This window comes from Pseudomonas sp. PAGU 2196 (assembly GCF_022179005.1).
In the GTDB taxonomy this organism is placed as follows: Bacteria; Pseudomonadota; Gammaproteobacteria; order Pseudomonadales; family Pseudomonadaceae; genus Aquipseudomonas; species Aquipseudomonas kermanshahensis.
Genome location: NZ_BNTL01000009.1, coordinates 76,225 through 101,333, shown reverse-complemented (window position 1 = coordinate 101,333; position 25,109 = coordinate 76,225). Strand labels below are relative to the sequence as shown.

Here is a 25,109-nt window from a genome sequence, read left to right as displayed (position 1 = left end):
CGATGCCCGTTCAAACGCCATCCGCTGTAGGAGCAGCCTTGTGCTGCGAAGAGGCCAGTGAAAGCAGCGAAGATTCACTGTGTTGTCGCTGGCCTCTTCGCAGCACAAGGCTGCTCCTACAGTGAATTCGAGCCAAAACAACAGATCATTATCTGGCCTTGACGGTCACCCACCACGGGGTATGCCGCTCGATCTGCACCGGCAGTGCCGGCACCAGCGACGCCAGGGCCAGGTCGGTGTCGGTCAGCGGGAAACTGCCGGTGACACGCAGGTCGGCGACTTCGTCAGCCACCCCGAGATGGCCGCTGCGGTAATGCCCAAGCGCGGCCAGCAAGTCAGCCAGGCGCACGTTGTCCACCACCAGCATGCCGCGGGTCCAGGCATCGGCACCGACGGCGACTGTGCCGACCTGGCCAAGCCCGTTGGCATCCATGAGCACTTGCTGGCCTTCGCGCAATACCTGCTCGTCGCCACTGTTCAGCGGCATGGCCGCGACTGAGGCCTGCAGCACTTCCAGGCGTGTGCCCTGTGCCTCACGGCGCACCAGGAAGCGTGTGCCAAGCGGGCGCAGGCGACCGTCGTCGGTGCGTACCAGCAACGGGCGTGGGTCTTGGTGGCCGGTCTCGACCGAGATCTCGCCCTGGTGCAGCACGATCACCCGTTGCTCGCCTTGGTAGTCGATATCCACCGCGGTATGGGTGTTCAGGCTCAGCAGGGTGCCGTCTTCCAGGCGCAGGGTGCGCAGCTCGCCGGTGGCCGTGCGTTGGTCGGCGAGCCAGTAGTTCGGTGACAGCGAGGGGGCGCCGACCCAGGCCAGCAGCGAGCCTAGCAGCAACATCCCGGCCAGGCCGCTGCCAACCTTGCCGATGCGCCGCCGCAGCCCGGCCCGCGACTGCAGCAGTGCCTGGCGCGCAGGCCCGGCAGCGGCGCTCACGCGCTGGTCGAGGCTGCCCAACTGGCGCCAGGCGCGGGCATGCTCTTCGCTGGCGGCGTGCCAGCGCATGAACGCGTTGCGCTCATCAGGCGTGCCACTGCCTTCATCCAGGCTCAGCTTCCAGGCGATGGCCGCTTCCAGGACGCGGGACGATACCGGTGAGCCGTTCACGTCGGCTCCCCGTACAAGGCCACATAGCACTGGCGCAGGCCTTGGGCGATGTACTGGCGTACCCGCGAGACCGAAACGCCAAGGCGCTCGGCGATTTCGGCATGGCCCATGCCGTCCAGGCGGTTGTACAGGAAGGCCGCCCGCGCTTTGCTCGACAGCTTGCCCAGCAGGCGGTCGATGGCTTTGAGGTCTTCGAGAATCAGGTGTTGGGTTTCCGGGGAGGGGTGTTCGGCTTCGGGCAGCAGGGCGAGCTCGGCCAGGTAGGCCTGCTCCAGCGCGGTGCGGCGGAAATGGTCGAACATCAGCCCTTTGGCCACGGCGGCCAGAAAGGCGCGTGGCTCGCGGGGCGTTTCCAGCCGATCACGGCCGAGCAGGCGCACGAAGGTGTCCTGGCTCAGGTCTTCGGCACGCTGACGGCAGGCCATGCTGCGTTGCAGCCAGGCGAGCAGCCAGCTGCGATGGTCGCGGTAAAGCGCACCGACCAGCTCGGCGTGTGGGCTGTGTGCAGAAGACAAGCAGCGTCCCCCCGGAACGAATGCATTAACTAACGATAATTATTCGCGATTGTTGCAGAGGCAGGGGGCGGGGCGCAATGGACGCTTATCGGATTGCCACTATGGTGGGGGCGCCGGCGGGTGTAATGATTGGGTGATTTGGCGCCTGTGAGATCGAGCGCCGCCCGCGCGGCGCTCGATCTCACAGGCGCAACAACACTCAAGCCCTACAAACCGTGACTATGCACCTTACGCCGACGCCACCCCCGCAACCGCTGATCCAGCTGCAACGGGCTGTCCAACTGCTGGCGGCGGGCCTGGCTGAACAGGATCAAGGCCAGCTCAGCAGTCACCTGGGCATCGGCACTGGCATGGTGGCGCTCTTCCACCTGCAGACCAAAGCGCGCAACCCAGTCATCCAGCCCGGCTTCGCGCAGCACCGTGTCGGGGTTGAGCATCGGCGCCAGTTCGGCAACATCGAGAAACGGCAACTGCAGGCGATAGCCCAGGCTTTCTTTCAGCGCGCGGGCGAGCATGCGCTGGTCGAAGGGTGCATGGAACGCCAGCACTGGGCTATCGCCAATGAAGTCGAGCAGGTCGAGCAAGGCCTCGACCGGGTCGCAGCCGGCCGCCAGGGCACTGGGCCCCAGCCCGTGGATCAACACGCTGGCGTTGGTCTTCTGGGTCGGGCGGTACAGGGTGCGTTCAAACTGCTGGGCGAAGTCGATGGCGCCGTCTTCAATGGCCACGGCGCCAATCGACAACACCTGGTCACGGTTGGGGTTGAGGCCGCTGGTTTCCAGGTCCAGCACCACCCAGCGCTGTTCACGCAACGTGCACACCCCCAGCGCCGCGGGCTTGGGCAACTGCGCCAGGCGCTGGCGCGAGGTGTCGTCCAGGTCGGGCAGGCTGGGGCGTAGCCAGGCGAACAGGCTCATAGCTGGTACCGCAAGGCCAGGCTGCTTTGCAGGCGCTGCGCCTGGCGCAGCGACTCCCGCAGGATGCGCCGGTCCAGGTGGTTGAGGCTGTCTGGGTCGACGCGGTTGGAGTAGGGCAGGTTATCGCGGGTCTGGCGCTGGTGCTGCTGCATGCGGGTTTGCTGGATGAAGTGGTAAGCCTCTTCATACGCTGCGCCGTCGAGTGGCTCGATGATGCCCTTGGTCACCAGTTGGCGCAGGCGCTCGAGGGTGTTGCAGGCACCGATGCCATTGGCCAGGGCCAGCAACCGCGCGCCATCGACGAAGGGCGTCAGGCCCTGCACCTTGAGGTCGAGGGTGGCGGCCTTGTCATTGCCTTGGCGGGTCAGCACGAATTCACGCAGGCGGCCCACGGGTGGGCGCTGGCGCAGGGCGTTGTCGGCCATCATGCGCTGGAAGAGGCGGTTGTCGGCCACCTGCGCCAGCAGGCTTTGGCGCAGTTGCTCGCAGCCTTGCTCGTCGCCCCAGACCACGCGCAGGTCGAAATAGATGCTCGAAGCCAGCAGGTTTTCCGGGCTGGCCTCGCGGACGAAGCCGGCAAAGCGCTGTGCCCATTCGCTGCGTGACAGGCACAGCTCGGGGTTGCCGGCCATGACATTGCCTTTGCACAGGGTAAAACCGCACTGGGCCAGGCATTGGTTGATGTACTGCGCCAGTGGCAGCAGGCGGGCTCGGACCGCGTCGGCTTCGGCGCTGTCGCGGGCTTCGAACAGGATGCCGTTGTCCTGGTCGGTGTGCAGGGTCTGCTCGCGCCGCCCTTCGCTGCCGAAACACAGCCAGCTGAAGGGCACGCCTGGGTCGCCGCGCTCGGCCAGGGCCAGTTCGATGACCCGGCAGACGGTGTGGTCGTTCAGCAGCGTGATGATCTGGGTGATCTGCGTCGAGGAGGCGCCGTGGGCGAGCATGCGCTCGACCAGTTGGCTGATTTCACCGCGCAGGGAAACCAGGGTTTCCAGGCGCGGTGCATGACGAATGGTACGCGCCAGGTGCACCAGGTCGACCCGTTGCAGGGAGAACAGATCACGTTCGGAGACCACCCCGCACAGGCGTTGGTTGTCCACCAGGCAAACATGGGCGATGTGCCGCTCGGTCATGGCCATGGCGGCGTCGAAGGCGCTGGCCTGCGGGCTGAGGTAGAACGGCTTGGCGGTCATGTGCCGCTCGATCGGCGCACCCAGGTCGGCATCGGCGGCCGCCACCACCTGGCGCAGGTCGCGCAGGGTGAAGATGCCGATCGGGTAGCGTGCGGGGTCGACCACGACAATGCTGCCGACCTGCTGCTCGTGCATCAACCGCACGGCGTCGCGCAGCGGCATGTCGGGGCTGCAGACCACCGGGTGACGCATGGCCAGTTCGCCCAGGGGAGTATTCAACGAGTACTGGGTGCCGAGGGTTTCCACGGCGCGTTGGCGCACTTGCTGGTTGACCTGGTCGAGCAGGCTGCTGACCCCGCGCAGGGCGAAGTCGCGAAAGGCTTCCGACAAGGAGAACACGCGGATGAACGCGGCCTTGTTCAGTTGCAGGCAGAAGGTGTCCTCACCGGCCAGGTGCTCGGTGCGGGTGGCACGCTCGCCCAGCAGCGCGGCCAGGGGGAAGCACTCGCCGCTGGTGATCTCGAAGGTGGTTTCCACCCCGGGTTTGACCAGGTGCTGGCGCTCGCCGACGACGCGCCCCTGCTTGACGATGTAGAAGTGCTCGACCGGGCCATCGGCGGGTTTGACGATGCTTTCGCCGCTGGCATAGAAGCGCAGCTGGCACTGCTCGACCAGGTACGCCAGGTGGCCGTGCTCCATCTGGTTGAACGGAGGGAAGCGCTGCAGAAACTGCAACGTGCCTTGTATGTTCTGTAGCACAGCCGTCCTGCCCGCCTGGCTGTAGGCGTCCTTTTTACTCATGAAGCTGACCGTATCGCTACGCCGAACTATATATATCTATATATAGGTGCCGGCCTTGTTGTTCTCGGTCTCCATGGTCGGCTGGCTGCGCTGTGGTGCCCATTGGACGTAAGTCTATGAGCGGCGTGTGATCAATATCGCAAGATGCGGTCTTACCGTGAGCACGACTTTTTGACGAGATGACCATGGTTGAGCATGACGACCTCCTGAGTGACGCCGAACGCGAGGCACTGGCCGTGGTAAGTGCGCCTGTTGCGCCCCGACCGGTGGTGCTGGTGGTGGATGATAATCCAGTGAATAGCGAGGCCTTGTGCCTGTACCTGAAAAGCAGAGGCATCGACTGCATGACGGCTGACGGTGCCCAGGAGGCCATGTTCAAGCTGTATTACGAGCCAAGGATCGCCTTGATGATCACCGACCTGCGCATGGAACCCAAGGATGGCCTGGAGCTGATCCGGCAGGTGCGCGAGACGGAGCGGGCGGCGTTGTCGATCATCGTGGTGTCGGGCGACACCGATGTGAAAGAGGCGGTGGATGTGATGCACCTGGGGGTGGTGGACTTTCTGTTGAAGCCGGTGGATCTGGGGAAACTGCTGGGGCTGGTAAAGAAAGAGTTAGGGCTCAAGTAGGTCGGTTGCTTGTGCCATAGCATTCGCGGGCAAGCCCGCTCCCACACGTACCCCAACGCATTCGAGCTGAGTGGGGTACCTGTGGGAGCGGGCTTGCCCGCGAATGGGCCGCACAGCGGCCCCTTGCGATTTACAGCCCGTTACGCGCCTTGAACTCGCGACGACGGCGGTGCAGTACCGGCTCGGTATAACCGTTCGGCTGCTTGCCACCTTCGATCACCAGCTCTACAGCGGCCTGGAATGCGACGTTATCGTCGAAGTTCGGCGCCATCGGGCGGTACAGGGCGTCGCTGGCGTTCTGCTGGTCAACCACCACCGCCATGCGCTTGAGGCTTTCCAGCACCTGCGCCTCGCTGACCACGCCATGGCGCAGCCAGTTGGCCAGCAACTGGGCCGAGATGCGCAGGGTGGCGCGGTCTTCCATCAGGCCGACGTTGTTGATGTCCGGCACTTTCGAGCAACCCACGCCCTGATCGATCCAGCGCACCACGTAACCGAGAATGCCTTGGGCGTTGTTGTCCAGCTCGTTGCGGATCTCTTCGTCCGACCAGTTGGTGTCGGCGGCCAGCGGGATGGCCAGGATGTCGTCGACCGACGCCGGGGTGCGCGTAGCCAGCTCGCGCTGACGTGCCTGCACATCGACCTTGTGGTAGTGCAGGGCATGCAGGGTCGCGGCAGTCGGCGAAGGTACCCAGGCGGTGTTGGCGCCGGCCAGCGGGTGAGCGATCTTCTGCTCGAGCATGGCGGCCATCAGGTCGGGCATGGCCCACATGCCTTTGCCGATCTGCGCACGGCCTTGCAGGCCGGTGGCCAGGCCGACGTCGACGTTGTTGTTCTCGTAAGCGCCGATCCACTTCTCGTTCTTCATGGCGCCTTTGCGCACGACAGCGCCGGCCTCCATGGAGGTGTGGATTTCGTCACCGGTGCGGTCGAGGAAGCCGGTGTTGATGAACGCTACGCGCTCGGCGGCTGCCTTGATGCAGGACTTGAGGTTGACCGTGGTGCGGCGCTCCTCGTCCATGATGCCGACCTTGACGGTGTTGCGCGGCATGCCCAGCAGGTCTTCGACCTGGCTGAAGATTTCGGCGGCAAAGGCCACTTCTTCAGGGCCGTGCATCTTCGGCTTGACGATGTACACGCTGCCGGTGCGGGTGTTCTTGCGGCTGGTGTTGCCGTTGAGGTTGTGCAGGGCGATCAGGTTGGTGAACAGCCCGTCCTGGATACCTTCCGGGATTTCGTTGCCCTGGGCATCGAGGACCGCCGGGTTGGTCATCAGGTGACCCACGTTGCGTACGAACAACAGCGAACGACCGTGCAGGGTGACGCTGCCACCGTTAGGCGCAGCGTACTCGCGGTCTGGGTTCATGGTACGGGTGAAGGTCTTGCCACCCTTGTTCACGCTTTCGGCCAGGTCGCCTTTCATCAGGCCCAGCCAGTTGCGGTAGACGATGACCTTGTCATCGGCGTCTACAGCCGCAACCGAGTCTTCGCAGTCCATGATGGTGGTCAGTGCCGATTCCATCAGGATGTCTTTGACGCCGGCGGCATCGGTGCTGCCGACCGGGGTGCTGGCATCGACCTGGATTTCGAAGTGCAGGCCGTTGTGCTTGAGCAGCACGGCGGTCGGTGCGGCGGCGTCACCGACGAAGCCGATCAGTTGTGCGTCATCACGCAGGCCGCTGTTGCTGCCACCCTTGAGGGCGACCACCAGCTTGCCGCCCTGGATGCTGTAGGCGGTGGAGTCGACATGCGAGCCCGCAGCCAGTGGCGCGGCTTCGTCGAGGAAGGCGCGGGCGAAGGCGATGACCTTGTCGCCACGCGCTTTGTTGTAACCCTGGCCTTTCTCGGCGCCGCCTTCATCGCTGATGGCATCGGTGCCATACAGGGCGTCGTAGAGCGAGCCCCAGCGGGCGTTGGCGGCGTTTAGGGCGAAACGGGCGTTCATCACCGGCACGACCAGCTGCGGGCCGGCCATGCGGGCGATTTCTTCGTCCACGTTTTGTGTGGTGGCCTGGAAATCGTCGGCTTGTGGCAGCAGATAGCCGATTTCCTGGAGGAAGCTTTTGTAGGCTACGGCGTCATGGGCCTGGCCTTTGCGTGCCTGGTGCCAGGCGTCGATCTTGGCTTGCAGCTCGTCGCGCTTGGCGAGCAGGGCTTTGTTCTTTGGAGCGAGGTCATTGATGATCTTCTCTGCACCTGCCCAGAACTGCTCGGCGACGATGCCGGTCCCTGGGATGGCTTCGTTGTTCACGAAGTCGTACAGGACCTTGGCGACCTGAAGGCCACCGACTTGAACGTATCCAGTCATTGCTTGCCTCACTCTGCTCAGCTATTTCGCTCTTCTGTATTAAGCCTGTAGCGCTTCTCTAAACACGGCACCAGTGCGTGCCCTGGGTGAATGAACCCTAGGGCGGCTGGGTGCGGCCTGCCAGACGGGCTGGCGGGCAGTGTGCGTATTTTCACAGGCGCCTTGGCAGACATCCAAACGACGTTTTGTAGTCCGCGCCACGGGATACTACATGAAGCAGTAGGCGGGGCAAAATCAGACTAAAAGCGTCGTTGTGCGACCCGTTGGTCGCGTATGGTCACGCTGGGAGTGGGTATGTTCGCAAAAAACAGGTGGATTGTTCCAGATAAATCTTGAAACAGTACACGATTCGTTATGTCGATTGCCCTGCGGCAGGTTGCCGCGCCTTGCCTATACTCAATCGATCCCCCGGTTTATCGCCGCCCAGCGCGGTTCGACGCAGAGGAAGGGCTTGTGGATCATCTTGTACTCACTGTGATTGCCCCTGACAAGGCCGGCCAGGTCGAACGCATTGCCCAATGCATCGCCGACCACAGCGGCAACTGGCTGGAAAGCCGCATGTCACGCATGGCCGGGCAGTTTGCCGGCATCTTGCGGGTGGCGGTGCCGGCAGAAAATTACACAGAGCTGGTGGCGTCGTTGCAGGGCTTGGCGCGGTATGACATTCGCGTGTTGATTGCCGAGAGCGGCATCGAGCCCTCGTGCACCTGGAAGCCGATCGCCATGGAGCTAGTGGGCAATGACCGGCCGGGGATCGTGCGTGATATCACCCGGCTGCTGGCCGAGCTTGGGGTGAACCTGGAGCGCTTTACCACCGAAGTGCGGCCTGCACCGATGAGCAGCGAGCCGCTGTTTCATGCCAATGCGCTGTTGGCGCTGCCGTTGACGTTGTCGCTGGATGAGCTGCGGCAGCGGTTGGAGAGCTTGGCGGATGATTTGATGGTGGAGTTGGAGTTGCGGGCGGAGGATTGAACTGGAAATGCCGGGGCCGCTTCGCGCCCCATCGCAGGCAAGCCAGCTCCTACAGGTACCACGCAACCTCTGTAGGAGCAGCCTTGTGCTGCGAATGGGCCGCGAAGCGGACCCCAGGGTTATCCCCCACTTCACAGGTACGGCCCTGTGGATAACCTGGGGGCGTACCTCTCCAGCCCAGGTAACATGCGCCTTGCAAGGTTTTGATCAAAAAACACCCAAATATCAGCGGCTTGTGCACAAAGCACGGGGACGAGGGTGTGGATAACCTCTGGAGATGTCTCTGCAAGCCACGGCTGGCGTACCTTGCAGAGTTTTGATCATTTTTTGATCAGGCGCGTTTGCGTAAATTCAACCAGGCATCGACGCTATAAATCGCCAAACCCGCCCAGATGAACATGAACGCCACCAGCGTGCTCGACGACAAATGCTCGTCAAACAGCAACACTGCCTGCAGCAATACCAGCGTCGGCGCCAGGTACTGCAGGAAGCCCAAGGTGGTATACGGCAAGTGGCGTGCGGCGGCGTTGAAGCACACCAGCGGTACCAGGGTCACTGGCCCTGCCGCCATCAACCACAACGCTTCACTGCTGGTGTAGAACGCGCCCTGTGCGCTCAGGGCAGCGGGGTGCAGCAACATCCAGCCAAGGGCCAGCGGCACCAACATCCAGGTTTCCACCACCAGGCCCGGCAGCGCTGCCACCGGCGCCTGTTTGCGGATCAACCCATAAAAGCCGAAGCTCAGCGCCAGCACCAGCGACACCCAGGGCAGGCTGCCCACTTGCCACACCTGCTGGGCCACCCCCACGGCCGCCATGGCCACCGCCAGCCATTGCAGGCGGCGCAGGCGCTCGCCGAGGATGAGCATGCCCAGCAACACGTTGATCAGCGGGTTGATGTAGTAGCCCAGGCTGGCTTCGAGCATGCGGCCGTTGTTCACCGACCACACATACGTCAGCCAGTTACCCGCGATCAGCGCGCCGCTCAGGGCGAGGATGGCCAGCCTGCGCGGGTTGTCGCGCAGTTCGCGCCACCAGCCTGGGTGCTTCCATACCAGTAGCAGCAGCGAACCGAACAACGCTGACCAGAGCACCCGGTGGACGATGATCTCCACGGCGGGGACGCTTTGGATTGCCTTGAAGTACAGGGGGAACAGGCCCCAAATGATGTAGGCGCTGAGGCCTAGGATGTACCCGCGTTGCGGGTTTGCGGCGTGCATGCAGAATCCTTGCTTAGGTAGCTAAATAAAGCGACGCCTATTGTAGACAGAGGTCAGCACACATCTAGAACAATTTCAGTGGTTGTTCATCAAGGGCCGCCATCTGCTCGCGCAGTGCGAGAATCTGGTCGCCCCAGTAGCGCGGTTGGCCAAACCAAGGGAAGCTGCGTGGGAATGCCGGGTCGTCCCAGCGACGGGCCAGCCAGGCGCTGTGGTGCAGCTGGCGCAAAGCTCGCAAGGGCTCGATCAGGGGCAACTCGCGTGGGTCGAAGTCGTGGAACTCGTTGTAGCCGTCGATCAGCTCTGCCAGTTGGCCGAGGCGTTCCTCGCGGCTGCCGGCGAGCATCATCCACAGGTCTTGCACCGCTGGGCCCATGCGGCAGTCGTCGAGGTCGACGACGTGATAGACCTCGTCGCGATGCATCAGGTTGCCGGGGTGCAGGTCGCCGTGCAGGCGCATCACTTTGTGCGGGGTGCGCGCGTAGATGTCCTCGACCCGTTTCAGCAGGTCGCGGGCGACCGACTCGAAAGCAGGTAGCAATTCCCGCGGTACGAAGTTGCCCTCGAGCAGGGTTTGCAGTGACGCGTGGCCAAAGTTGTCCACAGCCAATGCTTCGCGGTGCTCAAACGGGCGTGTCGCGGCTACGGCGTGCAGGCGGCCGAGCAACTGGCCGAGGCGATACAGCTGGTCGAGGTTGCCGGGCTCCGGGGCATGGCCGCCGCGGCGGGGGAACAGGGTGAAGCGAAAACCCTGGTGCTCGAACAGCGTGCGGCCGTCATGTTGCAGAGGCGCGACCACCGGCACTTCACAATCGGCAAGCTCAGCGGTGAAGCGGTGCTCTTCGAGAATGGCCTCATCGCTCCAGCGGCCTGGGCGGTAGAACTTGGCGATCAGCGGCTGCGAGTCTTCGATGCCCACCTGATAGACGCGGTTCTCGTAGCTGTTCAGGGCCAGGATCCGGGCGTCGCTGAGAAAGCCAATGCTTTCAACGGCGTCCAGGACCAGGTCGGGGGTGAGGGTGTCGAAGGGGTGGGACATGAAAGCTCCGCAGGGGGAATGGGGCATAGCGCCCGCATTGTAATGACGCTCTGAGCGTCCAGCCTCCCTCAATCGGTTCGCAGGCGCAAGCAATCAAGCGCCGCCCACTTACCGAGTACCTAGCATTTCTGCCAGTACCCACAAAAAGGATGCTGGTTTACCGTCCTGCTCATCGCTCTCGCATATTGGCAGTCGCGCACGAACGGTTCAGAGATCCCGGATTCGCTTGGTCATATTGGCCGCTGGCGCACCGGGGCGGTTGTCACCTGCGCCTGTGCGCGGGGTGGCTTCGACAAGGAGACGATTCATGCGCCGTCTTGCTGCGTTCGGTCTTGCTGCACTGCTGATAAGCCTGGTGGGATACATGAGCCTCGCACCTTCGCAGGAGCGCTCGAAAACACGACAGGCAACGCCTGAACAGTGCCAAGCGCCTGCCTATGAAAAGCCCGCCGCTGGAGAAACCCCCTACAGCCAGGACAGTTTGGTGACCAATGTTGGCAGGGCCTTCCAATGCAAAAACGACAGAGAAGGCACTGTCGGTGCCTGGCAGTGGTGTAATCAGCCACCTTACTCCCCGGGTGAGGCATTCAACGGTAGCGAGCTCTGGCGCGATGCGTGGAACGACCTCGGTGCTTGTTATGCTCAGCCCCAGACCAACACACTGGAACTGTCATTCAGCACAGTGACGGGCAAGGTACCGTTCACGGCATCGACGAAAGGGGTCGGGCTGGGAGGGCGGCGCAACCTCGAGGTCACTGGCGTGCTGCGCTGCAAAAAAGAGACGATTCCGTTCACCGGGCGTTCCGATGAAGTGCTGACTTTGCCTGACCTTCCTGCCTGCAAGTACGACCTGATCATGAACGAAGCGCAGGGTTACCTGCCGCTGACCACGCCTACCCAGGTCGAATTCAAACCTGACACGCCAGAGAAGATCAGCTTCGAGGTCAAGTTTCGCCAGCCACTGGACCTGAGCCGGCTGGTGACGCTGCCAGGTGTGAAGGTGGAGCTGTTCGCCAGCGGCCTGTATCAACCGCGGCAGATGGCGATGGGCAATCGGGTGCTCTACGTCGGCTCCAGTGCCATCCCCGTCTACACCTATGAAGCGCGCACAGCAGGGTTCATCTATGCGATCCCGCTGGACGAGGCCGGTAAGCCAACAGGGGTGTATTTGCTGGCCTCAGGGCTGGAAGAGCCGCATGGCGTGGTGTACCGCGATGGCGACCTGTATTTCTCGACCTCCGGCAAGTTGTATCGGGTGCGCAATGTCGATGAGCACTATCGTGATGCTAAGCCTGAGGTGGTGATGAACTTCCCTGCCGACGAAGCCGATTTCCCGCTGGGGCGGCCTGGTCAGCGTATCTGGCACCAAAAGCATCCTTTGCACTTCAACCCGATCGATCCATCGGACAAGGGCCTCTATACCGCCGTCGGTATCCCCTGCAATACCTGCATCATTCCGCCAGATGGGCGTTACGGCACTGTCCTGCGCTATGACATCGAAAACGGCACCTCCCGGGTGCTGGCCAAGGGCGTGCGCAACGCGGTCGGCTTCACCTGGCACCCGGACGGCAAAATCTGGTTCACCGATAACAACCGGCAGGGCTACCTGAACTCCGACGAAGTCAACCTGATCAGCCAGGAAGGGCAGCATTTCGGCGTGCCGTATTTCTACGGCCGCGATGTGCCTGGGTTTACCCAGGAGGAATACCAGGAGCCAGGCTCCATCGTGCCGCCATTGGCCGATGGGGCGATCGTTTCGGACAAGCCATTGCACCTGCTCAAGCCTGAAGATTATGAGGCGCCCGCCTATGAACTGGGCAGCAACACCGCGCCGCTGGGCATCGAGTTCTGGGAAGGGTTCTACAACGATGGCGACAATCTGCAGCGCCTGCTGGTGGCCGTGCATGGGACGGGGACCAAAGCCAGCCCAGGCATGGAACTGCGCATGCTCACGGTCAAGGACGGACGTGAGGTTATCAACCAGATCCCGCTGGTAACGGGATGGGGCGGCTCGACGGAGCACTTCAATGTGTATTGCCTGGACGACTCATGCCTGGGCCGCCCAGCCGACATGTTGCCGTTGAGCGACAACTCGCTGTTGGTGTCTGACGACTTGGCCGGGGTGATCTATCGCATCACCTTCGACATGGGGCAGGTGGTGGGCAAGAGCCTGCTCAAACTGCAACCCACTGCGGCGCCAATCCCCGAGGTTCGGCCACTGATGATCAGTGGCACGCTCAAGGGCAGCGATGGGCGCAGCCGGCGTTTCGATGTCGCCTGGGGTGAGTCGCCACTGAGCATCAAGGGCCTGGCTGCCGGCACGTATACGGTCACGCTGGACAACGTCGGTGAGCTGATACCCAGCCAGCGCCATCAACAGGTGACGCTGAGCGACTCGCCGGACGCGCAGTTAGTGCAACTCGCCTACATCGAACGGCCACCGTTCCAACCCGTCAAGGCCACCGTGGTTGCACCGGACAAGGCTGCATTCAGTGGCGAGGCGCCGGCGCAGTGGGAAGTCACCCTGATCAGCGACGGCGAGGCGCAGGTTATCAAGGTGCCATGGGGCAGCTCCCAGGACGTGCTGCTGCCAGTCGGCGAGCACAAATTCAACTTCCCGTACTACCAGGGCGAACTGCCAGAGCCGACCCAAAAGGTCGTGAACATCGATGAAGAAAGCCGGGATGCGGTGAAAGTGCAGATGCGCTACCAGCACGTCGCCGAACTCGGCAAGCAGGTCGTGGCGACCGCCTGTGCGAAGTGCCACACCGTGCAGTACTTCCAGGACGCCAACAAGGCCATCAACTGGAGCCTGGCGGGCAAGGAATCCCTGGTACAGCAGATTCTTGGCATGAGCGTGAGCGGGCATTGCGATGCGTCTTGCTCGGGGCAGATTGCCGACTACTTCTACGACGAGTTGTGGGCTGGCTATCTGGACCCTGGGCAAGCATTCGGCAAGCGGCAACTGCGCTTGCTGACCCGTGACGAGTATGTGAACAGCGTGCACGACCTGTTTGCCGTGCACGTGCAGGCCGATACGTTGCCGGCCGACAAGTTTGATAAAGAATTCAAGTATGTCGGGGAGGCAGATCTGGGGATGATCAACGCCGAAGACCTGAAGATGCTGTATGACGCGGCGTGGAGTGTGGCAGGCAAGGTCGACCCGCAATGGCTGGCTAAACAGAGCGTCGAAAGCCTCGGCCATCGCGTCTTCCGACGGCCACTGAGCCCGGAAGAGCTCGGCAGGTATGCAGCCGTGAAGGCTGACCATGATGATGCCTCGCTGGTCGCCGCACTGCTGTTGTCACCTCACTTCCTGTATCGCTCTGAATTGGGCGTAACAGATGGCCGGACATCCGGCACCTATCAGTTGACCGCCAACGAACGAGCGACAGCGCTTTCTTACGCAATGCTGGGTACTACGCCGAGTGAAGAACTCATGCGCATGGCCGAACAAGGTCAGCTCGAGACGCCCGAGCAGATGGGTACGCTGGCTCAGCAGATGCTGATGAGTGAGCAGGGCATCGCACAGTTCAACCGCTTCATCAGCTACTACATCAAGACCAGCCGCGACATCCAGGAAAAGCCCGGGCTGGAGCCTGAGGTCATCCAGAGCATGCGGCAGGAGCAGGCACGTCTGGTGGGTGAGGTGCTCAAGAGCGGCGGGGCATTCAATGCACTGTTCAACCCTGGGTATACCTTCCTCAATCAAAGGTTGGCAGAACAGTACGGGATTGCCGGAGTGACCGGCGACGACATGCGTAAGGTCACGGTCGATGAGCGAAGGGGGGGGCTGTTGCACCTGGGCGCTACCCAGGCGGCCACCTCTGACTACCAGGCTACCTCTCTGGTCAAGCGCGGCATCATGATTCGTGAACAGCTGCTGTGCCGGGCGTTCGGTGCGCCGGTCGATGCCGACCCGCAAGAGCCGCAGTATCCGCCAAGGGCGATCACAACCCGCGAACGTTGGGACCTGGTCAACGGTGAGCAAGCCTCGGAGGGACGTTGCTGGCAGTGCCACAAGTACATGAACGACACCGGTTCCAGCATGGAAAACTACGATGCGTCCGGGCGCTACCGGGAAACTGAGCCGGCTTACAACCATGCGCAGTTCCCGGTGCAGTTGAAGGTTGACGCCTCGGGGCCGTTCATCAGCAACACGGGCCTGGAGAATTGGGCGAATGTCCACAATGTGCGCGATATCGCTCGGCTGCTGCCCACTAACCTGACGGCGCAAACCTGCATGGCCGACAGCTATTTCCGCTTCATGTTCGGCAACAAAGTTTCTGCAGGGTCGGTTGGCACGTTGAAGTCTGCCGCCGAATCGCTCAAGACCAACGGTTCGTTGATCCAGATGATTCGCGAGCTGGCTACCTCACCTGTGTTCCTCAAGCGCCAAGAGGAGAATTGACATGGATATCCTGAAGAGCCGCCGGCGTTTCCTGATGCAATTGGCTGCGGCGGGTACGCTGTTGCCGCTTAGCAGCAGTGGGTTTGCTCAATTTCTGCTGCAGGGGGAGCGGCAGGTGCCCCGTCTGAAAGTGGTGTTCTTCATCGTGCCGGACGGCTTGGCAGTTGACTCGTACAACGGCGGCTACGGTGACGGCCTGTGGTTTCCACGTGCGGTAAGTGATGACACCACGAACTTCGAGCTAAACGCAGTCAGTCAGGAGTTGGCTGCTTATCGCGACCAGTCACTGTACTTGCAGGGCATCATCGTAGCCTCGGGGCAGGGCGGTCATGGTGCCTGGAACTACGCATTGCGTGATAACAAGGGGCAAATGAGTTCCATAGACAAGATTCTGGGAGATGCGATGCCTGGAACTCAGCCAATCCATCGCAGCCTGTTTGCTGGCCCGCATGCGGGTATCGACGACACGCCCTGGTATGTGTCGTGGGATGAGAGCAGGATCAGGACGCCCCAGCAGAACCCCGTGCGTCTTTACGAGTCGGTATTTGGCGCGACTTCCCGCGAGGTGCGCAATCGTCAAACTCGCAATGCCCATGTTCTCGACCTGATCCGCGCCGATATCGCAGAACTCAGAGGGCGTTTGGGTGGTGCGCAGCGGGAAAAACTGGTCACCCACCTGGATGCTCTTGAACAGCTTGCCAACGATTTGGAGGAGGCGGTGCCATCGGTATGCGAGCCTCTATCGTTGGAAGATCACCCAATCAAGTCAGCGCAGTACCGCAATCAAGTGCAGGCCGGCCATCACAAGGTTGTGGCCGCAGCATTGAGCTGCGGCGTGACCCGAGTGGCCACCGTGCAGGTCGGGCGCTCGGCTGAGTCGCTGAACATTCTTGATGTGAGTGCCAGCACCAACCCCCATGACTGTGCCCACCGCTACGCCGGCGAGGAGGTTTGGAGAGGCTCCAGGCAGTGGTACACGCGGCAGGTGAAACTATTCATGGATGAACTGGCTCGCTACAGCGATCCTGATGTGCCAGGCGACAATCTGCTCAAACACACCTTGGTGGTCTTCACCAGCGAAATGGCCGACGGCGCGCCAGAGCACATGATGAACATGCCTATGGTACTCATGGGTGGTGCCAGTGGCCTTCTGCGCAATGGCAGCGGAAATGGCCGCTATTTCAGTATCAAGAGCCAGTGGGATCGGGAATTGTACTCGGATGCAAAACTCAGGTTTGTCGACATGCAGCGCATCTGGTCGACGATTGCGCTGGCCGCTGGCACCTCGGTTCCTTATGCCGGCAACGTGTCGCCGGTGACTGGCATCTTCACCAACGTAACCTGACCTAGACCGGCACCCCCAGCAGGACGAAGGAGGGGTGAAACTGCACCCTGGCCTCGTCACCCGCCTTCAAGCCCTGCTGGGCCAGCCACGCTGTTTCGACGAGTGCACACAGCGTCTGGCCATTGCCCAGTGCCATGCGCAATTCACTGCTGCCCCCTTCCTCAGCCAGGACTTCCTCGATACAAGCCGTCAGGCAATTACTGCCTGGCTCCGGCTCATCATCAGCCCCCAGCAGTTGAACCCATCCGGCCTTGAGCAACGCCACTACCATGGTGCCCAAGCTCAGCTCCAAACGCTCGGTACTGCCGCGGGTGATCAAGGCTTCTATCTCCAGCCCGCCGCCCAGTGCCAGGCTGACGCGGTCATGGCGCCCCTCCCTGCGCAATGCGCTGACCTGGCCTTGCAGCTGGTTGCGGGCGCTGGTGCGCAACATCAAACGCCCGAGCAGGTCGAGGTCGCTGGAGTCTTCGGCCGCTTCCAGGATCTGTGCCTGCAAGGCCTGCAAACGCTGGTACAGCCGCAGCACCCGCTCGCCTTCGGCCGACAGGCGTGCGCCACCGCCGCCACGCCCGCCGGTGCTGCGCTCGACCAGCGGCTGGCTGGCCAGGTTGTTGAGCTCATCAATGGCGTCCCAGGCGGCTTTGTAGCTGATGCCGGCAGCCTTGGCGGCGCGGGTGATCGAGCCTTGCTCGGCGATGTGCTGGAGCAAGGCAATGCGTTGCGGGCGGCGGGCGATGTGCTGGGTGAGGAGAGCGGGCAGGGACATGATGGCGCCTATCTGAGACTGACCCGTCAAGCTTGCCCCGGTTTTGCCGTGCGTGCCAGGCAATACACATCGACCCGTCGCGCACCGGCCTCTCGCAGCAGTGTGGCAATGGCCTGTGCGGTGGCCCCGGTGGTCAGCACGTCATCAACCACGGCCACATGCAGGCCCTTGAATGCGCCCGCTTCAATCAGGGCAAAGGCCCGCTGCAGATTACGCCGACGCGCCTTGGCATCCAGGCTTTGCTGCGCGGGTGTGTCGCGTGTGCGCTGCAGCAAGCGCTCGTTGAAGCTGATTGCCAGGCGCTTCGACAGCCAGCGCGCCAACATGCCGGCCTGGTTGAAACCGCGCTCGCGCTGTCGACGCCTGGCCAGTGGTACGGGTAACAGCAGGTCAGGCCTGGCCAAGCCTTCCGCGTAGCGATGCTGCAGGTCATGGCTCAACATTTCGGCCATCAAAAGCCCCAGCGGCCATTGGCGGTTGTGCTTGAAACGGCTGATCAGCGTATCCGCAGGGAAGCCGTAATGCCAAAGCGCGACGACCTGATCGAAGGCCGGTGCGCGGCGGCTGCACTGGGCACAGGTAAGCTCGGCCATTGGTAGCGGCAGCGCACAGCGCAGGCAGTATTCACTTAACCACGGCAGCTCCTGCTCGCATGCGACGCATAAAGGGTAGGGCTGTTCGGCAGTTTCATCGCACAGCAAACAGCTATGGTTAATAATCGTACAATTGTAAACCAGTGCTTTTATCCAAGGTTGACAGTTCATAGGCCTTCCATGACTATGCGAGCTATCCGTGATGCGCTGGCGGGCTTTCCTGTCCCGGCGCCAGTTACAGCCTAAACAAGGAAACGCCGATGAGCGCCAGCACAACTGCAACAACACGTCACGACTGGACCTTGGCCGAGGTCAAGGCGCTGTTCCAGCAACCGTTCAATGACCTGCTGTTCCAGGCGCAGACCGTGCACCGTGCGCACTTCGACCCGAACCGCGTTCAGGTTTCGACCCTGCTGTCGATCAAGACCGGCGCCTGCCCAGAAGATTGCAAATATTGTCCGCAGTCCGGCCACTACAACACCGGGCTGGAAAAACAGAAGCTGATGGAAGTGCAGAAGGTGCTGGAAGAAGCCGCCCGCGCCAAAGCCATCGGCTCGACCCGCTTCTGCATGGGCGCGGCGTGGAAGCATCCGTCGGCCAAGGACATGCCCTACGTGCTGGAGATGGTCAAAGGGGTGAAGGCCATGGGCCTGGAAACCTGCATGACCCTCGGCAAGCTCGACCAGGACCAGACCCAGGCCCTGGCCCAGGCCGGCCTCGACTACTACAACCACAACCTCGACACCTCGCCGGAGTTCTACGGCAGCATCATCACCACCCGCACCTACAGCGAGCGCCTGCAGACCCTGGCCTATGTGCGCGATGCCGGGATGAAGATCTGCTCTGGCGGCATCCTGGGCATGGGCGAGTCGCTGGACGACCGCGCCGGCCTGCTGATCCAGTTGGCCAACCTGCCGGAGCACCCAGAGTCGGTGCCGATCAACATGCTGGTCAAGGTCGCCGGCACGCCGCTGGCCGAGGAAGAAGATGTCGACCCGTTCGATTTCATCCGCATGCTGGCGGTGGCCCGCCTGCTGATGCCCAAGTCCCATGTGCGCCTGTCGGCTGGCCGCGAGCAGATGAACGAACAGATGCAGGCCCTGGCCTTCATGGCTGGCGCCAACTCGATCTTCTATGGCGAAAAACTGCTGACCACCGCCAACCCGCAGGCTGATAAAGACATGCAGCTGTTCGCCCGCCTCGGCATCAAGCCTGAGGCCCGCGAAGAGCATGCCGATGAAGTGCACCAGGCGGCCATCGAGCAGGCGCTGGTCGAACAGCGCAGCAGCGAGATGTTCTACAACGCAGCATCGGCCTGAAATGGCCTTTGACCTGGCGGCGCGCCTGGCCGAACGGCGCGCCGCAGACCTGTATCGGCAACGGCCCCTGCTGGAGAGCCCGCAAGGGCCTGAGGTGGTGGTCGATGGCCAGCCGCTGTTGGCATTTTGCAGCAATGATTACCTGGGCCTGGCCAACCACCCCGAGGTGATCGCTGCGTGGCAGGCGGGCGCTGAGCGGTGGGGTGTCGGTGGCGGCGCGTCGCACCTGGTGGTTGGCCACAGCACGCCGCACCACCAGGTCGAGGAGGCCCTGGCAGAACTCACTGGGCGCCCGCGCGCGCTGTTGTTCTCCACCGGCTACATGGCCAACCTGGGTGCAATCACCGCGCTGGTCGGGCAGGGTGACACGGTGTTGCAGGACCGCCTTAACCACGCGTCCTTGCTCGACGGCGGGCTGCTCAGCGGCGCCCGTTTCAACCGCTATCTGCACAACGACCCGGCCAGCCTGGCGAGCCGCCTGGACAAGGCCGTCGGCAATACCCTGGTGGTAACCGACGGGGTGTTCAGCATGGATGGCGACCTTGCCGATTTGCCGGCGTTGGCCAAGGTTGCCCGCGGCCGCGGCGCCTGGCTGATGGTCGATGATGCCCATGGCCTGGGCACGTTGGGTGCGCAAGGTGGCGGTATCGTCGAGCACTTCGGCCTGGGCATCGATGATGTGCCTGTGCTGATCGGCACGCTGGGCAAGGCCTGCGGTACGGCGGGTGCCTTTGTCGCCGGCAGCGAGGCGTTGATCGAAGCGCTGGTGCAGTTTGCCCGGCCCTATATCTACACCACTAGCCAACCCCCGGCGCTGGCCTGCGCGACACTCAAGAGCCTGGAGCTGCTGCGCCGCGAAACCTGGCGCCGTGAGCACCTGGCTGCGTTGATTCGCCAGTTCCGCCTGGGTGCCGAACAGATCGGCCTGCAGTTGATGGACAGCCCGACGCCGATCCAGCCGATCCTGATTGGCGACAGCGCACAAGCGCTGCGCCTGTCGCAGATGTTGCGCGAACGTGGCTTGCTGGTGACGGCAATTCGCCCGCCCACCGTGCCTGCCGGCAGCGCACGCTTGCGGGTTACCTTGAGCGCCGCGCACAGCGAGGCGCAGGTGCAGCTATTGTTGAATGCATTGGCCGAGTGTTATCCACAGCTGGAGGCCGCCGATGCGTAACCGACTGATCCTTCTCCCCGGATGGGGCTTGGGTACTGCTGCGCTGGAGCCGTTGGCGGCCAGCCTGCGCGCCCAGGATGCCCGCCTGCAGGTCGAACTGATGCCCCTGCCGGAGCTGGCCGACGCCGACGTACAGGCGTGGGTCGACCACCTTGACCGCAAGTTGCCCAGTGATACCTGGCTGGGCGGTTGGTCGCTGGGCGGCATGCTCGCCAGCGAACTTGCGCGCAAGCGCGGCGACCACTGTTGCGGACTGCTGACCTTGGCCAGCAACCCCAGTTTCGTGGCGCGGCCAGACTGGCCCCACGGCATGGCCGAAGACACCTTCGGCACCTTCCTCGACGGTTGCCGCAGCCACACCCAGGTAACCCTCAAACGCTTCCGCACCCTGTGCAGCGACGGCGCCTTGCAGCCGCGCACCTTGCTGCGCCAGCTGGGCGTCGGGGTGCCCGACACCGACCCGCTGTACCTGGCCAGTGGCTTGCAGGTGCTGGCGCAACTGGATACCCGCGCTGCGCTGCAACACTACACCGGGCCGCAGTTGCACTTGTTTGCCGGCAGCGACGCACTGGTGCCGGCGGAAGCTGCCAAGGCCCTGAGCGAACTGTTGCCAGACGTGGAAGTGGGTCTGGTCGAAGAGAGTTCCCACGCCTTCCTGCTGGAATATCCACAGGAACTGGCGGCGGGTATCAAGAGTTTTCTGCATGAGAGTGGCGATGACTGACCTTTCCCGTCCGACCCTGCCCGGCGCGCTGCCGGACAAGCGCCAGGTGGCGGCCTCGTTTTCCCGCGCGGCGGCCAGTTACGACAGCGTCGCCGCGTTGCAGCGCGACGTCGGCCTGAACCTGCTGGGCCAGTTGCCAGAGGGCTTGGCACCGTCGCGCTGGCTGGACCTGGGCAGCGGCACCGGCCACTTCAGCCGGGTGCTGGCCGAGCGCTTCGCGCAGGCCAGTGGCGTGGCGGTGGATATCGCCGAAGGCATGCTGCGCCATGCCCGTAACGAACAGCGCGGCGCGCACTACCACGTGGCCGGCGATGCCGAGCGGTTGCCGCTGCGCGATGCCAGCGTCGATCTGGTGTTCTCCAGCCTGGCGGTGCAATGGTGCGGGCAGTTCGCCAGTGTGCTGGACGAGGCGCGCCGGGTGTTGCGCCCAGGCGGGGTGCTGGCCTTCAGCAGCCTGTGCGTCGGCACGCTCGATGAGCTGCGTGCCAGCTGGCAGGCCGTGGATGGCCTGGTGCATGTCAACCGTTTCCGCCGCTTTGACGATTACCAGCGCCTGTGCGCGGGCAGTGGCTTCGAGCAGGTAGCCCTGCAGCAGCGCGCGCACGTGCTGCACTACCCCGATGTACGCAGCCTGACCCACGAGCTGAAGGCGCTTGGTGCACACAATATCAACCCGGGCCGCCCCTCCGGCCTCACCGGCCGTGCCCGCATGCAGGGCTTGTTGCAGGCGTATGAGGCATTTCGCCAGCCTCAGGGGCTGCCCGCCACTTACCAAGTGGTCTATGGTGTGTTGCGCAAGCCACAGGCGTAAGGGGAGTCAGATGAGCCAGGCCTATTTCATTGCCGGTACCGATACCGATGTCGGCAAGACCACGATTGCTGCCGGCCTGCTGCATGCAGCGCGGTTGCAGGGCATGAGCACATTGGGCGCCAAGCCGGTGGCGTCGGGTTGCACGGTAACCGCAAAAGGGCTGCGCAACAGCGACGCACAGGCGCTGATTGATGAAAGCACGATCAAATTGCCGTACGAACAGGTCAACCCATTCGCCTTCGAGCCTGCGATCGCACCCCATGTCGCCGCACGCGAGGCCGGCGTCACGCTGGGTGTGCCCGAGCTGCTGGCGGCGATGCGTAACGTGCTGCAGCAAAACGCCGACTTCACCTTGATCGAAGGCGCCGGTGGCTGGCGTGTGCCGCTGTCGGGCCAGGCCAACCTGTCCGACCTGGCCATTGCCCTGCAACTGCCGGTGATCCTGGTGGTTGGGGTGCGCCTGGGCTGTATCAGCCATGCCTTGCTCAGCGCCGAAGCAATTGCCCGCGATGGGCTTCAACTGGCGGGCTGGGTGGCGAATATCATCGAACCGCGCACATCGCGATTGGAAGAGAACCTGGCCAGCCTCGCCGAGCGCTTGCCGGCGCCTTGCCTGGGGCGCGTACCGAAGTTGAAGCTGGCGAGTGCCGATATGGTGGCTGAGCATTTGCAGCTGGATTTGCTGGATTAACGGCCGCTGCCTATCGACTGGCATTGGGCCATTGACGATTTAAACGGGCCTTTTCTGCCATCTGCTGCTTTAATGAGGCCTGTTCGTCATCCAGCGTCAATGGAGTCCTGACATGGAAATCACCGGCAGCTCCGCCTATTACGCGGGCCTCAGCGCAATCCAAAGCGGCCAGAACCGCGTGGATCAAGCCGCCAGCCAGATCGCCAACAATACCGCCGAACGCACCGCCACCAGCCAGTCGAGCGACTTCCAGGCTGAGCGTCTGCGCGCTGTTGATCGCAGCCAGCAGATGGATTTGGCCACCAGTACCGTGCAACTGGCGCTGGGCAAACATGAAGTGGAGCTTGGCGCGAAAGTCGTCAAGGCATCCGACGAAATGCTCGGCCGGATCATCGACACCTACGCCTGATCCCTCGCGGCACTCAACTTAGCGACTCTTCCTTTGTGGGCGCGGGCTTCCCTTGCGCCTCATTGCGCCCCTGCGCGCCCTCTGTAGGAGCAGCCTTGTGCTGCGAAGAGGCCGCTAAACACCCTGGGATGTTCGTTTTTATCGCTGGCCTCTTCGCAGCACAAGGCTGCTCCTACAAGGGGTTGTGTAGATTTCATGTGTGGGTGGCGTAAACGCCATTTTTCGTGGCGTAAATGGCACTATCGTCCCTCCTTGACATCCGCTCGCGCTAAACGTAAGTTTCAAACAACTGTTTGATCGACGGCCGCCAAGCCTTGCCGGCAGTTCCGATCACCCCCGAACTCATCACAGAGGTTCATCGCAATGCCTGACTACAAAGCCCCCTTGCGTGATATCCGTTTCGTTCGCGACGAACTGCTCGGCTACGAAGCGCATTATCAGAGCCTGCCGGGTTGCCAGGACGCCACGCCTGATATGGTCGACGCGATCCTCGAAGAAGGCGCGAAGTTCTGTGAGCAGGTACTGGCCCCGCTGAACCGCGTTGGCGATCAGGAAGGCTGCACCTGGAGCGAGTCGGGCGTGAAGACGCCGACCGGTTTCAAAGCGGCCTACGAGCAATTCGTCGAAGGTGGCTGGCCGAGCCTGGCCCACGACGTGGCCCACGGCGGCCAAGGCCTGCCAGAGTCGCTGGGCCTGGCCCTGAGCGAGATGGTCGGTGAGTCGAACTGGTCGTGGGGCATGTACCCGGGCCTGTCCCATGGCGCGATGAACACCATTTCCGAGCACGGCACCGAAGAGCAACAGCACACCTACCTGACCAAGCTGGTCAGCGGCGAGTGGACCGGCACCATGTGCCTGACCGAGCCGCACTGCGGTACCGATCTGGGCATGCTGCGTACCAAGGCCGAGCCACAGGCCGACGGGTCGTACAAAGTGTCCGGTACCAAGATCTTCATCTCCGCCGGTGAGCACGACATGGCTGATAACATCGTCCATATCGTCCTGGCCCGCCTGCCGGATGCACCGGCCGGCACCAAAGGCATCTCGCTGTTCATCGTGCCCAAGTTCCTGCCCAACGCCGAAGGCGCTATCGGTGAGCGCAACGCGGTGACCTGTGGCTCGATCGAGCACAAAATGGGCATCCACGGTAACGCCACCTGCGTGATGAACTTCGACGGCGCTACCGGCTACCTGATCGGCCCGGCCAACAAAGGCCTGAACTGCATGTTCACCTTCATGAACACTGCTCGCCTGGGCACCGCGCTGCAAGGCCTGGCCCACGCCGAAGTGGCGTTCCAGGGCGGCCTGAAATACGCCCGTGAGCGCCTGCAGATGCGTTCGCTGACCGGCCCTAAAGCCCCTGAAAAGGCGGCTGACCCGATCATCGTCCACCCGGACGTGCGCCGCATGCTGCTGACCATGAAGGCCTTCGCCGAAGGCAACCGCGCCATGGTCTACTTCACCGCCAAGCAGGTGGATATCGTCAAGTACAGCCAGGACGAGGAAGAGCGCAAAAAAGCCGACGCCCTGCTGGCCTTCATGACCCCGATCGCCAAGGCCTTCATGACCGAAGTCGGTTTCGAGGCCGCCAACCACGGCGTGCAGATCTACGGCGGTCATGGCTTCATCGCCGAGTGGGGCATGGAGCAGAACGTGCGCGACAGCCGTATCTCCATGCTGTACGAAGGCACCACCGGTATCCAGGCGCTGGACCTGCTCGGCCGTAAAGTGCTGATGACCCAAGGCGAAGCCCTGAAGGGCTTTACCAAGATCGTGCACAAGTTCTGCCAGGCGCAGGAAGGCAACGAGGCGGTCAAAGAGTTCGTTGAGCCGTTGGCGGCCATCAACAAGGAATGGGGCGAGCTGACCATGAAAGTGGGTATGGCGGCCATGAAGGATCGCGAAGAAGTGGGTGCCGCTTCGGTCGATTACCTGATGTATTCCGGTTACGCCTGCCTGGCTTACTTCTGGGCCGACATCGCTCGTCTGGCTGCCGAGAAGCTGGCTGCCGGTACTGAAGAAGTGGCGTTCTACACCGCCAAGCTGCAGACCGCGCGCTTCTACTTCCAGCGCATCCTGCCGCGCACCCGTACCCATGTGGCGACCATGCTGTCGGGTGCTGGGAACCTGATGGCGATGGACGAAGAGCACTTCGGCCTCTCTTACTGATCCACCGCGTGCACAAAAACCCGCCTGCCCTCACCGGCAGGCGGGTTTTTTTATTCTGC

At 62.7% G+C, this 25,109-nt stretch carries 20 protein-coding genes; 11 read left to right on the top strand and 9 right to left on the bottom strand.

Translation table 11 applies throughout. The features are described 5' to 3' along the window. Window positions 1-148: 148 nt before the first annotated feature. The 4 genes from MFF34_RS08630 to MFF34_RS08615 form a co-directional block, all read right to left on the bottom strand. Window positions 149-1,105 (bottom strand): FecR domain-containing protein, encoded by a 957-nt coding sequence (locus MFF34_RS08630; protein WP_238212445.1) that lies wholly within the window; start codon window positions 1,103-1,105, stop codon window positions 149-151. Beyond that, on the bottom strand, window positions 1,102-1,620 hold the full coding sequence (locus MFF34_RS08625; protein ID WP_099428143.1) for an RNA polymerase sigma factor: 519 nt from the start codon (window positions 1,618-1,620) through the stop codon (window positions 1,102-1,104). The genes MFF34_RS08630 and MFF34_RS08625 overlap by 4 nt, the downstream gene beginning before the upstream one ends. A 206-nt stretch (window positions 1,621-1,826) precedes the next feature. After that, a complete protein-coding gene (locus MFF34_RS08620; RefSeq protein ID WP_238212443.1) occupies window positions 1,827-2,537 on the bottom strand; it encodes a PolC-type DNA polymerase III in 711 nt (236 codons plus the stop codon). After that, window positions 2,534-4,471: a DUF294 nucleotidyltransferase-like domain-containing protein gene (locus MFF34_RS08615; protein ID WP_238212441.1), complete on the bottom strand. Its 1,938-nt coding sequence runs from the start codon at window positions 4,469-4,471 to the stop codon at window positions 2,534-2,536. The genes MFF34_RS08620 and MFF34_RS08615 overlap by 4 nt, the downstream gene beginning before the upstream one ends. A 179-nt stretch (window positions 4,472-4,650) precedes the next feature. Between MFF34_RS08615 and MFF34_RS08610 the strand changes: the two genes are divergently transcribed. Next, entirely contained in the window at window positions 4,651-5,100 is a 450-nt protein-coding gene (locus tag MFF34_RS08610; protein ID WP_238212439.1) for a response regulator, read from the top strand. Window positions 5,101-5,230: 130 nt separating this feature from the next. Here MFF34_RS08610 and MFF34_RS08605 read toward each other — a convergent pair whose 3' ends face one another. Beyond that, on the bottom strand, window positions 5,231-7,408 hold the full coding sequence (locus tag MFF34_RS08605) for a malate synthase G (protein WP_027594341.1): 2,178 nt from the start codon (window positions 7,406-7,408) through the stop codon (window positions 5,231-5,233). 453 nt (window positions 7,409-7,861) lie between these two features. Here MFF34_RS08605 and MFF34_RS08600 point away from each other — a divergent pair, with 453 nt between their 5' ends. Next, complete coding sequence (locus tag MFF34_RS08600; protein WP_027594342.1) at window positions 7,862-8,380, top strand: glycine cleavage system protein R; 519 nt, start codon at window positions 7,862-7,864, stop codon at window positions 8,378-8,380. 331 nt (window positions 8,381-8,711) lie between these two features. Here MFF34_RS08600 and rarD read toward each other — a convergent pair whose 3' ends face one another. Then, entirely contained in the window at window positions 8,712-9,599 is an 888-nt protein-coding gene (gene rarD / locus MFF34_RS08595) for an EamA family transporter RarD (protein ID WP_085274054.1), read from the bottom strand. 64 nt (window positions 9,600-9,663) lie between these two features. After that, window positions 9,664-10,638 carry a serine/threonine protein kinase gene (locus MFF34_RS08590; RefSeq protein ID WP_027594344.1) on the bottom strand — a complete coding sequence of 325 codons (975 nt, stop codon included), beginning with the start codon at window positions 10,636-10,638 and terminating at the stop codon, window positions 9,664-9,666. A 307-nt stretch (window positions 10,639-10,945) separates the two neighbouring features. Between MFF34_RS08590 and MFF34_RS08585 the strand changes: the two genes are divergently transcribed. Together MFF34_RS08585 and MFF34_RS08580 are read left to right on the top strand one after the other, a co-directional pair. After that, window positions 10,946-15,049, top strand: coding sequence for a DUF1588 domain-containing protein (locus MFF34_RS08585; protein WP_238212437.1), 4,104 nt, complete (start codon window positions 10,946-10,948; stop codon window positions 15,047-15,049). A 1-nt stretch (window position 15,050) separates the two neighbouring features. Continuing rightward, the gene (locus MFF34_RS08580) at window positions 15,051-16,394 is read left to right on the top strand and encodes a DUF1552 domain-containing protein (RefSeq protein ID WP_238212434.1); all 1,344 of its coding nucleotides are present in this window, start codon (window positions 15,051-15,053) and stop codon (window positions 16,392-16,394) included. A 1-nt stretch (window position 16,395) separates the two neighbouring features. Here MFF34_RS08580 and MFF34_RS08575 read toward each other — a convergent pair whose 3' ends face one another. Then, window positions 16,396-17,160 carry a TOBE domain-containing protein gene (locus MFF34_RS08575; RefSeq protein WP_238212432.1) on the bottom strand — a complete coding sequence of 255 codons (765 nt, stop codon included), beginning with the start codon at window positions 17,158-17,160 and terminating at the stop codon, window positions 16,396-16,398. A gap of 26 nt (window positions 17,161-17,186) precedes the next feature. Next, a complete protein-coding gene (locus MFF34_RS08570; protein WP_238212832.1) occupies window positions 17,187-17,924 on the bottom strand; it encodes a ComF family protein in 738 nt (245 codons plus the stop codon). An 89-nt stretch (window positions 17,925-18,013) separates the two neighbouring features. Here MFF34_RS08570 and bioB point away from each other — a divergent pair, with 89 nt between their 5' ends. The 7 genes from bioB (at window position 18,014) to MFF34_RS08535 (ending at window position 25,050) form a co-directional block, all read left to right on the top strand. After that, entirely contained in the window at window positions 18,014-19,072 is a 1,059-nt protein-coding gene (gene bioB, locus MFF34_RS08565) for a biotin synthase BioB (protein ID WP_027594348.1), read from the top strand. 1 nt (window position 19,073) lies between these two features. After that, on the top strand, window positions 19,074-20,246 hold the full coding sequence (gene bioF, locus MFF34_RS08560) for an 8-amino-7-oxononanoate synthase (protein ID WP_238212423.1): 1,173 nt from the start codon (window positions 19,074-19,076) through the stop codon (window positions 20,244-20,246). Further along, on the top strand, window positions 20,239-20,970 hold the full coding sequence (locus MFF34_RS08555; protein ID WP_238212421.1) for an alpha/beta fold hydrolase: 732 nt from the start codon (window positions 20,239-20,241) through the stop codon (window positions 20,968-20,970). Before bioF ends, MFF34_RS08555 begins: the two co-directional genes overlap by 8 nt. After that, window positions 20,963-21,781: a malonyl-ACP O-methyltransferase BioC gene (bioC, locus tag MFF34_RS08550; RefSeq protein WP_238212419.1), complete on the top strand. Its 819-nt coding sequence runs from the start codon at window positions 20,963-20,965 to the stop codon at window positions 21,779-21,781. Before MFF34_RS08555 ends, bioC begins: the two co-directional genes overlap by 8 nt. Window positions 21,782-21,791: 10 nt before the next feature. Then, complete coding sequence (bioD, locus tag MFF34_RS08545) at window positions 21,792-22,472, top strand: dethiobiotin synthase (protein ID WP_027594352.1); 681 nt, start codon at window positions 21,792-21,794, stop codon at window positions 22,470-22,472. Window positions 22,473-22,584: 112 nt separating this feature from the next. Continuing rightward, the gene (locus MFF34_RS08540) at window positions 22,585-22,881 is read left to right on the top strand and encodes a pyrroloquinoline quinone biosynthesis protein PqqE (RefSeq protein ID WP_099428155.1); all 297 of its coding nucleotides are present in this window, start codon (window positions 22,585-22,587) and stop codon (window positions 22,879-22,881) included. Between the two features lie 363 nt (window positions 22,882-23,244). Next, window positions 23,245-25,050, top strand: a complete 1,806-nt coding sequence (locus MFF34_RS08535) for a phenylacyl-CoA dehydrogenase (protein ID WP_027594354.1) — start codon at window positions 23,245-23,247, stop codon at window positions 25,048-25,050. The last annotated feature ends 59 nt before the right edge of the window (window positions 25,051-25,109 follow it).